This is a genomic window from Nocardioides segetis (assembly GCF_051390595.1).
In the GTDB taxonomy this organism is placed as follows: Bacteria; Actinomycetota; Actinomycetes; order Propionibacteriales; family Nocardioidaceae; genus Nocardioides.
The window spans coordinates 139,927-151,128 of sequence record NZ_JBNINR010000001.1; the positions used below are offsets into that span (position 1 = coordinate 139,927).

An 11,202-nucleotide genomic window follows, 5' to 3' on the forward strand; every position below is an offset into this window, starting at 1 on the left:
GACAGCCCCGGTGGGGTGGGCGAGGCTATGTCGCATCGCGAGATGGCATCTCGCAATGGTGATCAGGCCAGACGGTGAAGGAGCGATCGACATGTCAAGCGAAGTGTCCGAGCGAGTAGCGGAACCCATGCTCGTCGAGGACTGGGAGCGGCTCACGTTCCGCGTCAACCGGGAGGCCTACCGGTCCCCGGAGATCTTCGCCCGCGAGCGGGTGGACGTATGGCTGCGGACCTGGCTCTACCTCGGGCACGAGACGGAGATCCCCGACGCCAACGACTTCAAGGTCCGCACCATCGCCGGCCGGCCGCTGATCTTCTGCCGCGACACCGAGGGGCAGGTGCGGGCCTGGCTCAACTCCTGCCCGCACCGCGGCACCGTCCTGTGCCGCGAGACCGAGGGCTCGCAGCGCCGGTTCCAGTGCTTCTACCACGCCTGGACGTTCAACAACGACGGCACCGTCGCGGCCATCCCGGACGACGGCGCCTACGAGGACATCGCGTCGCTGCAGCAGAACATGATGCTGCGCGCGGTGCCCCGCCTCGAGATCCACGAGGGCTACGTCTTCATCTCGTTCAACCCCGACGTGCCGCCGCTGCTCGAGCACCTCGGCGACGCCGCCGACTACATGACGATGATCGAGCAGCAGCACGCCAGCGGCGTCACCACCCTGCCCGGCGTCCAGCTCTACAGCGTGCGCGGCAACTGGAAGCTCGCGGTCGAGAACGCGATGGACGGCTACCACTTCTCGCCGACCCACAACACCTTCGTGGGCTACCTGCGCGAGTCCGGCTTCGCGGTCACCGACGACGACCAGTACGCCTACAACCTCGGCAACGGTCACTCGCTGCTCGTGCTGACCGGCCACGGCGGCCGGATCTCCATGGTCTGGGAGCCGCGCTTCGGCGAGGACGAGAAGGTCCGCACCGAGGAGCACCGCGCCGAGATGGTCGAGCGACTCGGCGAGGAGCGGGCGCACTACGTCGCCGACGAGAGCCACATCCTCTTCGTCTTCCCGAACCTGCTGCTCTTCGACATCGAGGGCCTCTCGATCCGCCAGCTCGAGCCGGTCGCGCCGGGACACACCGACGTCCGCGCCTGGCAGCTGGTGCCGCGCGAGGAGCACCCGGACTCACGCGCGCTGCGGATGAAGACCGTCGTCAGCTTCGTGGGCCCCGGCGGTCTCGCGACGCCCGACGACATCGAGGCCTACGAGGCCGTCCAGCGCGGCATCGAGGCGACCAGGGGTGCCGGCGAGCTCGACTACAGCGACATGTCCCGCGGCATGCGCGACGAGGTCAAGGGCGAGCAGGGGCGCTCGATCGACGAGGGCGCGATGCGCGGCTTCTGGCGGTACTGGGAGCAGGCCGTCGGCGGTGGCCTCGAGGTGATCGGCGACCGGCCGGAGCGCTTCCTCGAGGGGAGGGACGTGCGATGACGCAGGCAGACGTGCGCGGCCAGGTCGAGGTCGCCGGCCGCACCATCACCCGCGGCGACGTCGAGGACTTCCTCTACGCGGAGGCCGACATCCTCGACGCCTGGGACTACGACGGCTGGTTCGCCCTGTTCGAGGAGGGGGCCCGCTACGAGGTCCCGACCACCGACTACCGCGGCTGGTCGCTGCACACGGGCGGCTCGTTCGTCGACGACGACTACGACCTGATCAAGGCCCGGGTGAAGCGGCTGAAGTCGCGCAAGGCGCACGCGGAGAACCCGCACTCGCGGACCCACCGGCTGATCTCGAACGTCCGGCTCTTCCCCGGTGAGGAGGACGGCACGCTGCGCATCCGCGCCTCCTTCGTCGTCCACCGCGCGCGCGACGGCCAGTTCGACCAGTACGTCGGCTGGTACGAGCATGTCGTGGTCCCCACCGACGACGGGCTCAAGTACCGACTGCGCCGGACGATCCTCGGTCACGAGGCGCTGCCCGTCGGCGCCCGCCTGAGCTTCATCCTCTGACAAGGACGGACCGATGATCCGACACACCCTGCTCTTCCGGTTCGCCGACGAGGTCCCCGCCGGGACCCGGCAGGCGATCCTCGCGGAGCTGGAGACCTTCCCCGAGCGCTATCCCGCCATGCGGCACTGGTCGATGGGGGAGAACATCAGCAGCCGGGACCAGACCTACACCCACGGGATGTCGGTCGAGTTCCCCGACGAGCAGGAGCTGCTCGCCTACCTCAACAGTGAGTCGCACGAGACCTTCGTGCGCGAGAAGTGGCGGCCGGTGATCGCCGACCAGGCGATCGTCGCCTACGAGTTCGCGGGCCCGGAGGGCGACGCGGGAAGGGAGGGACGCGTGACCCAGCGTCCGCACGGGCCGTTCGGCATGGAGTACGCCCGCATCGAGGTTCCGGACATGCAGGCGACGATCGACTTCCTGGAGTACCACGTCGGTCTCCAACTGGAGCAGCGCACGGACGAGTACGCCTACCTGCGTGCCGACATCGAGCACCACGCGATCGAGCTGATCAGCGCCCCTGAGCGCACCGACGGCTGGACCACCGCGGTCGGCTTCAGCGTCGAGAGCGAGGAGGTGCTGGAGCAGATCAGGCAGCGCGTGGTCGACGCCGGCCTCGAGGTCCTCCCGCTGCAGGAGCGGCAGCAGGCGCTGTGCGACAACGGCTTCGCGGTTCTCGACCCCGAGGGGCTGATCGTCGAGCTCTTCACCGGCTTCCAGGAGTACGCCGAGCCGCCGAGCATCGAGATCCGCCCGCTCGACCTGGTCCACCCCTTCCTCGCGACCACCAAGTACGAGGAGATGCTGGACTTCTACATCAAGGTGCTGGGCTTCATCCCGTCCGACCACATCGTCGGCTCGGCGACCTTCCTGCGCTGCGAGGACCGCTACCACCACAGCCTGGCGATCCAGAAGAACGACGAGCACTACGTCGCGCACCTGTGCTTCGCGATGAAGAGCCTCGACCACGTCATGCGGATGCGGGCCCGCGCGCTCTACAAGGGCGCGCCGATCGCCTCGGACATCGTCAACCACTCCGCGTCGACCTCCATCGCGTTCTACCTGCACGACACCAAGTTCGGTCCGCGCTTCGAGCTGTGCGACAGCCACCGGGTGTTCACCCCGGAGGAGCACGAGACGCACCGGGCCCGGAAGATGCCGGCCGACCCGCGCAACATCGACGTGTGGCGCCCGGCGTCCGACGACTGGGGCCGTTTTTGAGCCTGGACCCGCGGGTGGGCGCCTACTACGCGACACCACAGCGGCACGCTCGCTGCGTTGCGGACGCTCGACGGCCAACCAGACCGCCGTCGCGCCCGCGCCTTGCGATCGCACCGCTGTGGCGCCGCTCGTGACGGCGCCCTCCCACGGCTCCAGGCCCAGCGAGCAGCTAGTCGAGCTCCTCCGGGTGCTCGACCGGACGCCGGCGCCCCGTGGCCGCGAGCGGGTCGCGGCCACGGCGCTGGCGCAGTGGTGCGCTCAACGGTGGCCCGCGATCACCTGGACCGTGCAGGACTACGGCGCCGAGGGCGCCAACCTGGTCGGGTACGCCGGGCCGGGGCCGCTGCTCTACTCGCACCTCGACACCTCCCTCGACGGCGACGGGAGCTCCGCGCCCCTCGTGACCGGTCGCGACGACCCGGTCGGTCCACTCCGGATCGCCGACGGCACGGCCGAGGGGTTCGGCCTCGGTGTGGCGCGCGCGCCCGCGGCCGCGGCCCTCGCCGCCTTCGCGACGGCGCGCCGTGGCACGCTCCTGCTCGCCGGCAGCGGCACCCATCGCCGCGGTGGCCGGGGCGAGGGCGTCCGCGCCTTCCTCGCCGACGCCCCCGCGATCCCCTCGGCGATCGTGGCCAAGGGCGGACCGCGGGGACCGCTGTGGGAGGAGCCGGGCGCGGCCTACCTGCGGGTCCGGGTCACCGGCACCTCCGGCGCGGCGCTCGCTCCCGAGTCGGCATCGCCGCCGGGCGGCGTACTGCGCCACGCGGGCGTGGTCCTCGATGCGGTGGAGCACTGGCGCGAGCGCTATCTCGCCAGCCGCGCGCCGGTCGGCCAGGTCGGGCCGCAGGTCGGTGTCGGCGCCCTGCGCGCCGGCTGGCCGGACAAGCCGGACCTGCTGCCGGCCGAGCTCCTCGTCGACCTGTACGTCGTCACGGTGCCGGGTGAGCGTCCGTCGCGGCTGGCCACCGAGCTGACCGCCTGCCTGCACGCGCTGCTGGCGTCGACCCCCCTGGCCGGCTGCGGCTGCGCGGTCGAGGTGGAGTGGCTCCACGGGGCGCAGGCGACGCCCGAGCGGGCGCCGGTCGTCCGGGCGGCGCAGGACGCGTGGGAGCGCGTCTTCGGCGCGCCGCCGGCGCGGATCACCGGCTGGACCGGGTCGACCGACGGGGTCGTGCTGCGTGAGCACGGCATCGACACCGTCCGGGTCGGCCCGCAGAGCGTACGATCGACCTCCGACCCGCGACGCGACGTCGTGGACCTGGCCGAGCTGGAGCGCTATCGGGAGCTCTACACGGCCCTTCTCGGGAGTGACCACCACCCGCATCAGCGGCCGCCGCGACACCGCCACGCGCACGAGCACTGAGCGGTAGGACCGGACTGCGATCGCCGTGAGCAGGACCTGAAGGTGATATCGCATTGCGAGATGTCATCACGCATGCTTGACGAGTGTGGCCCGGCTCACTAGAGTCTCCGACGACGGCATCGCCTCCCGACCGGGAGTCGATTACAGCCCTGACGCACTGTGCGCCGGGTGTGCGGCCGACAGCCACCCGAGATCTCCTGCCAGTGCATCGCGAGGCGAGGTTGCGCTCTACGAGAGCGGGAACTGGAGGTCGGATGCGCGTGGACACCATCGTCGTGAATGGCCGGATCGTCAGCCCCAGCGGCGTGGTCGACGCCGCGGTCGCCGTGCGGGACGGCCGCATCGTCGCCGTCGCCGACGAGAGCGTGCTCCCGGAGGCCGCCGAGCGGATCGACGCCCAGGGGCGCTACGTCCTGCCCGGCATCGTGGACCCGCACGTCCACCTGGGCGGCGGGCGGCCGCTGTCGGAGATCTTCGCCTCCGAGACCGCCTGCGCGGCGGTCGGGGGCGTGACGACGGTGCTGCAGTACCGCCGGTCCCCGTCGACCTTCTTCGACACCTTCCCCGCCGAGCTGGAGACCGCGAAGACCCGGATGCTGGTCGACACCCAGTTCCACTTCATCATCTCCACGATGGAGCAGGTGGAGGAGATCCCCCGCTACGCCGAGGAGTTCGGCGTCACCAGCTTCAAGTTCTACATGGGCGGCTACGAGCCCGGTAACCCCATCGGCCTGGTGTCGGTCAACGACGCCGTGCTCTACGCGGCCATGGAGAAGATCCGCGAGCTCGGCCCCTACGGCTGGTGCATGGTGCACTGCGAGGACGACTCGCTGGTGTGCCACCTGACCGCCAAGGTCAAGGAGAGCGGCGGCGACGACCTGGCGGCGTACAGCGCGTCGCGGCCCGACTTCGTCGAGGAGCAGGACCTGCTGCGCGCCATCTGGCTCGCCGACCTGCAGGAGTGCCCGCTCTACGTCCCGCACACCACCGTCGGCATGGCCGTCGACGCGGCCGCCGAGTCGCGGCGCAAGGGCCGCACGGTCGTCCTCGAGACCTGCCCGCACTACCTCGCGCTGACCGCCGACGACGAGCGTCTCGCCGGCTCCGGCGTCGGCAAGGTCGCCCCGGCGCTGCGCAACGAGGCCCACCAGGCCGAGCTGTGGCGCGGTCTGCGCGAGGGCTGGATCTCCACGATCGGCTCCGACCACGTGCCGATCCCCAAGTCGGGCAAGGGCATCTGGGAGGAGGCGCCCGGCTTCGCCGGCCTCGCCACCATGCTGCCCGTCGTCCTCACCGAGGGCGTGCTCAAGGGCCGGATCGCGATCGAGAAGGTCGCGGAGACCATGGCCTACAACCCCGCCCGCCTGTTCGGCCTCGCGCCGACCAAGGGCTCGATCCAGGTCGGCGCCGACGCCGACCTGGTGATCGTCGACATGGAGGCCGAGAAGGTCGTCGGTCCCGACGTCACCCAGAGCGAGTTCGTCAGCGCCTTCGAGGGCGTGCCGCTGCGCGGCTGGCCGACGCTGACCATGCGGCGCGGCGACGTGATCTACCGCGACGGCGAGGTGCTGGCCGAGCCGGGCAGCGGCCAGGTGGTCGTGAAGCCCGAACCCGACAAGGACAAGGAGAGGAACTGGCATGCCGCTTAGCGTGAAGCTCGACCCGCGGGACGTGGGCCTGCTCGTCGTCGACATGCAGAACGGCTTCTGCCACCCCGAGGGGTCGCGAGGCCAGGCGTTCGGCGCCGACGCGGTGAAGAACCCGCAGGACATCATCCCGAACGTCGAGAGGACGATCGACCTGGCGCACCGCCTGGACATCCCGGTGTGGTTCACCCAGCAGGTGCACTACGACGACGACGTGCTGCGCAGCCGCCGCCGGATCCCGTCGCACCTGGAGCGCCGGGGCGTCAAGCTGGAGCTGTGCCGCCGCGGCACGTGGGACGCCGAGCTGCTCGACGAGATGAAGGCGATCAAGGAGGACCGCGACGAGGTCGTCGTCAAGCACCGGTCGAGCGCGTTCTTCCAGACCACGCTCGAGGTCGAGCTGCGGATGAAGGACGTGCAGGTGCTCGTCGTCACCGGTACGACGACCAGCTTCTGCGTCGACTCCACCATCCGTGACGCCTATGCGCGGGACTTCGACGTCGTCGTCCCGGCCGAGTGCGTGGCCGACTCCGACGACGCAGCGCATGCCGCGACCCTGGCGAGCATCGAGCGCTTCCACGGCGTCGTCACCGATCTTCCTGGGTTGACCGCCGCCCTCGATGGCTGAGCTCCCGGCTGAGCACCTCCGGGTCGATGGCGACGTCGTCCCGGCCGGGGGGCCCGGCGCCTCCCTCCTGGAGGCTCTCCGGGCCGCCGGGATCCACGCCGCGAAGCAGGCCTGCGGCCGCGGCGAGTGCGGCGCCTGCACCGTGCTGGTCGGCGACCGCGCGGTGATGTCCTGCACGATGCCGGCGGCGACGGTGGCCGACGAGGTCACCACCGCCGCCGGCCTCGGCGACGACGCGGCCGACCTGCGCGCCGCCTTCGCCGACCATGCCGCCTTCCAGTGCGGCTTCTGCACGCCCGGCCAGGTCGTGCGCGCGGCCGCCGTGCTCCGCGCGTCCGTCGACCGGACCCGCGACGAGATCGTGCGCGCGATGTCGGGCAACGTGTGCCGCTGCACGGGGTACAAGCAGATCGTCGACGCCGTGTGCGCCGTCGCCGAGAGCCGGCGGGCCGCCCGATGATCGGGGAGTCGATCCGTCCGCTCGACTGGGCAGAGAAGACCTCCGGCACCGCGCGGTACGCCGCCGACGAGCCGCCGGCCGGCACGTTGGTCGCGCGGGTCCTGCGCTCCCCGCTTCCCCACGCCGACATCAAGCGCCTCGACGTGTCCGCGGCGCTGCGGGTGCCCGGCGTCCACGCCGTGGTCACCGCTGCCGACTTCCCCGCGGGCCGGCTCTACGAGCACAGCGGCGCTCCCTACTCCGACCGGCCGCCGATGGCCGTCGACCGGGTGCTGTACGTCGGCCACGAGGTCGCCGCCGTCGCCGCCGAGACCGCCGCGGCCGCGGACGAGGCGATCCGCCGGATCGTCGTGCGCTACCGCCGCCGCAAGGCCGTGCTGACCGTCCCCGACGCGCTCGCCGCCCGCGCGCCCCGGCTCCACGAGCGGGAGGCCGGTGGCAACGTGGCCGTCGCGACCGCCGACGCCTGGGGCGACGTCGACCTCGCGCGCCGCAACGCCGCGTTCACCGCGCGCGGCACGTTCCACTACCCCCGCGTCAACCACGCCTGCATGGAGCCCAACACCACGATCGCGTGGTGGCACGACGAGCGCCTGGAGATGTGGACCTCCAGCCAGGCGCCCCACTTCGTCGTGCACGAGCTCGCGGCGCTGTTCGGGCTCGCGCTCGACCAGGTGGTGTGCCGCGACGTCGCGGTCGGCGGCGGCTTCGGCTCGAAGTCGAAGATCTCCGAGCACGAGGCGCTCGCCGCCGCGCTGTCCATGAAGTGCGGCCGCCCGGTCCTGCTGGAGCTCACCCGCGACGAGGAGTTCGCGTTCACCAAGCCGCGGCACGCGTTCACCACGCAGCTGACCGCGCACGCCGACGCCGGTGGACGGCTCTGCTTCCTCGACGCGGTCATCGACGTCGACAACGGCGCCTACAACCACTACGGCCCGTCGGTGATGCGCGCCGGCATCAAGCAGCTCGGCTCGATGTACCGGCCCGACGCGGTGCGCTGGGACGCCCGCCTGGTCGACACCAACCTGGTGCCCGGCGGCCAGTTCCGCGGCTACGGCCAGCCCCAGACCGCGATCGGCCTCGAGACGCTGATGGACGAGCTCGCCGAGCAGTGCGGCCAGGACCCCATCGACTTCCGCATCGCCAACGCCGGCCTGCCCGACACGACGCAGCTCTCCGGATCGCAGGTCGGGTCCAACCGGCTGCGCGAGTGCCTGGTCGAGGTCCGCGACCGGATCGGCTGGGACGCCAAGCGCGGGCCCGACCGCCGGCCCTTCCGCGGTGTCGGCGTCTCCTCCGGCATGCACGCGAGCGGCTCCTATGCCTACCCCGGCGGCAACACGAGTGCCGCCGGCATCGAGGTGCGCAGCACCGGCGAGGTCGTCGTCCGCTTCGGCGGCGCCGACGCGGGCACCGGCCAGCGCACCATCCTCGGCCAGATCGCGGCCGACGTGCTCGGCGTACCGATGGACCGGGTGAGCGTCATCATGGCCGACTGGGACGAGACGCCGCCCGACATGGGCGCGTGGTCCTCGCGCGGCACGCACATGGGCGGGCACGCCGTACGCCAGAGCGCCGAGGCCATGGCCGCCCGCCTGCGCGAGCTCGGGGCGGCGAAGCTCGGCACCGCCGAGGTGGTGCTGGCCGACGGCCACGTCGCCTCGGCCGCCGACCGGGTCGCGATCGCCGATCTGGTCGACCTCGCCGACGAGTCCGCCGACGGCGCGCTGCGCATCGACACCGAGTACGTCGAGCCGAGGATGCAGCCCTACTGGACCGGCATCGAGCGCCCCAACATCTCGGCCACCTACGCCTACGCGGCACACGCGGTCGAGGTCGAGGTCGACCCCGGCACCGGGGTGATCCGGGTGCTGGACTACGCCGCGGTCCACGACATCGGCCGGGCCATCAACCCGGCCCTCGTCGAGGGACAGGTCGTCGGCGGCGCCGTGCAGGGCCTGGGCGCCGCGCTGGGGGAGAAGCTGCACTACGAGGGCGGGCGGCTGGTCAACGCCGGCTACGTCCACTACCCGCTGCCGCGGGCCACCACCGTGCCGTCGATCGGGGTGACCCTCATCGAGGGTCCCGAGCCGGCCGGCCCGTTCGACGCCAAGAGCGTCGGCGAGATCGCGCTCATCCCCGCCGCGCCCGCGCTGCTGAACGCGGTGTACGACGCCACCGGCATCCGCTTCCGGGAGCTGCCGCTGACGCCCGATGTCGTGTTGGCCGCGCTGCGGGAGCGTGACGGCACCGCGCCGCGCAGGCACCATCTGGCCCGGCGCCCGTCGCGCTGGCAGATCGGGCTCTTCCGCGCGCTGTACCCCTATGGCATCCACCTGCTGCTCGACCGCTGGGGCACGCGCTTCGCCCGCCGTCGTACGCCCCGGCCGGTGGAGCGCTTCGCCCGGCCGACGACGGTCGCCGAGGCCGCCGCCGAGCTCGTGTCCCCCGACGCGACGGTCGTCGGCGGCGGCACCGATGTCCTCGTCCAGCGCGACCAGGAGCTGCTGTTCCCGACCGTACTGGTCGGCACGGGAGCCATCGCGTCGATGCGCGGGATCGACGAGGAGCCCGGTGGCGCCTGGCGGATCGGCGCCGCGGTGACGCTCACCGAGCTCGCCGACTGGGCGCGGACGCGGGTGCCGATGGTGGCCGACGCGATCGCGACGATCGCCTCCGCCCAGATCCGCGAGGTGGCGACGGTCGCCGGCAACCTCGGCCAGGAGAAGCGCTGCTGGTTCTTCCGCAATGGCTTCGACTGCTACAAGCGCGGGGGCGTCAGCTGCCCGTGCTACGCCGTCGACGGCGACCACCGGCTGCACCACGCCGCGATCGGCGGGCACCGCTGCCAGGCCGTGACCCCGTCCGACCTCGCCACCGTCTTCGACGCGCTGTCGGCGACGGTCGTGATCGCCGGTCCGGCGGGCAGCCGGGAGGTCTCGATCTCCGGGCTGTACGCCGGCCCCGGCGAGCTCGACCTGCGGCCCGGCGAGCTGGTCGAGGCGGTCGTCCTCCCGGCCGCGGCGCTGCACAGCCGGGGTGCCTTCGTCAAGCTCCAGCAGTGGGACGGCGACTTCGCGCTGGTGTCGCTCGCCGCGTGCGCGAGCGTGGGCGCCGACGGTCGCTGGACCGCGGCGCGGTACGTCTTCGGTGGGCTGGCGCCCAAGCCCTGGCACCCACCGCGGCTCGGGGGCGCGCTGTCCGGCGCCACGCCGACGCCCGACGCGGTGGCCGCCGTCCTCGAGGAGGACCTCGCCTGGGAGGCCCATCCGCTGCCGGGGAACCGGTGGAAGCTCGACGCCGCCGTCGGCCTGGCCCGGCAGGCGACCGAACTGCTGCTGCGACAGCGCCGCGAAGTGACGAACAGATGAGGAGGAGTGGCGATGACTGACGTCGACACCGCGACGGCGCGGGGCACGGCGATCGTCGATCGGCTCAAGGCCGGCGGGGTGGGCCTCGCGGCCTACCTGCCCGACAGCTGGCTGAGCCCGCTGATCGGCGAGGTGGTGGCCGATCCCGGTCTCGTCGACGTCCGCGTGACGCGCGAGGACGACGCCGTGGCCGTTGCGGGTGGTGCCGCCCTGATGGGCCTGCGCTCGGCGGTGCTGTGCCAGAACGCGGGGGTGCTGCTGTCGGCCAACGTGCTCGCGGCGTTCGCCCACCACCACGAGCTGCCGCTCGTGGTCGTGGCCGCCGCGCGTGGTGGTGCCGAGGACGGCTTCTACTACCAGATGTACAAGGGGCAGGTGACCGCCGGCGTGGCCGCGGCAGCGGGCCTCACCGTGCACCACGTCGACGGGCCCGCCGACGACTGGCTGTTCGAGAGGGCGAGCGAGCAGGCCTGGCTGCTGCGGCGTCCCGTCGTGCTCCTGTGCTCGCGCCGCGCACTGCTGGGGGAGTCGGCGTGAACCACCCCACGAAGCTCTA

The 11,202-nt window shown here is 72.1% G+C and carries 9 protein-coding genes; all 9 read left to right on the top strand.

Going from position 1 to position 11,202, the window contains the following annotated elements; translation table 11 throughout:
• Positions 1–127 precede the first annotated feature (127 nt).
• The 9 genes from ACPZVR_RS00620 to ACPZVR_RS00660 all read left to right on the top strand — a co-directional run bounded on the left by ACPZVR_RS00620 (position 128) and on the right by ACPZVR_RS00660 (position 11,183).
• On the top strand, positions 128–1,435 hold the full coding sequence (locus ACPZVR_RS00620; protein ID WP_436697627.1) for an aromatic ring-hydroxylating oxygenase subunit alpha: 1,308 nt from the start codon (positions 128–130) through the stop codon (positions 1,433–1,435).
• The gene (locus ACPZVR_RS00625) at positions 1,432–1,956 is read left to right on the top strand and encodes an aromatic-ring-hydroxylating dioxygenase subunit beta (protein ID WP_436697628.1); all 525 of its coding nucleotides are present in this window, start codon (positions 1,432–1,434) and stop codon (positions 1,954–1,956) included. Before ACPZVR_RS00620 ends, ACPZVR_RS00625 begins: the two co-directional genes overlap by 4 nt.
• A gap of 13 nt (positions 1,957–1,969) precedes the next feature.
• Positions 1,970–3,178: a Dabb family protein gene (locus ACPZVR_RS00630; protein ID WP_436697629.1), complete on the top strand. Its 1,209-nt coding sequence runs from the start codon at positions 1,970–1,972 to the stop codon at positions 3,176–3,178.
• A 130-nt stretch (positions 3,179–3,308) separates the two neighbouring features.
• Entirely contained in the window at positions 3,309–4,541 is a 1,233-nt protein-coding gene (locus ACPZVR_RS00635) for a M20/M25/M40 family metallo-hydrolase (RefSeq protein WP_436697630.1), read from the top strand.
• Positions 4,542–4,801: 260 nt separating this feature from the next.
• Complete coding sequence (locus tag ACPZVR_RS00640) at positions 4,802–6,190, top strand: dihydroorotase (RefSeq protein WP_436697631.1); 1,389 nt, start codon at positions 4,802–4,804, stop codon at positions 6,188–6,190.
• A complete protein-coding gene (locus tag ACPZVR_RS00645) occupies positions 6,180–6,815 on the top strand; it encodes a cysteine hydrolase family protein (protein WP_436697632.1) in 636 nt (211 codons plus the stop codon). The genes ACPZVR_RS00640 and ACPZVR_RS00645 overlap by 11 nt, the downstream gene beginning before the upstream one ends.
• Positions 6,808–7,275 (top strand): (2Fe-2S)-binding protein, encoded by a 468-nt coding sequence (locus tag ACPZVR_RS00650; protein ID WP_436697633.1) that lies wholly within the window; start codon positions 6,808–6,810, stop codon positions 7,273–7,275. The genes ACPZVR_RS00645 and ACPZVR_RS00650 overlap by 8 nt, the downstream gene beginning before the upstream one ends.
• A complete protein-coding gene (locus tag ACPZVR_RS00655) occupies positions 7,272–10,646 on the top strand; it encodes a molybdopterin cofactor-binding domain-containing protein (protein WP_436697634.1) in 3,375 nt (1,124 codons plus the stop codon). The genes ACPZVR_RS00650 and ACPZVR_RS00655 overlap by 4 nt, the downstream gene beginning before the upstream one ends.
• 12 nt (positions 10,647–10,658) lie before the next feature.
• Positions 10,659–11,183, top strand: coding sequence for a hypothetical protein (locus tag ACPZVR_RS00660; protein ID WP_436697635.1), 525 nt, complete (start codon positions 10,659–10,661; stop codon positions 11,181–11,183).
• The last annotated feature ends 19 nt before the right edge of the window (positions 11,184–11,202 follow it).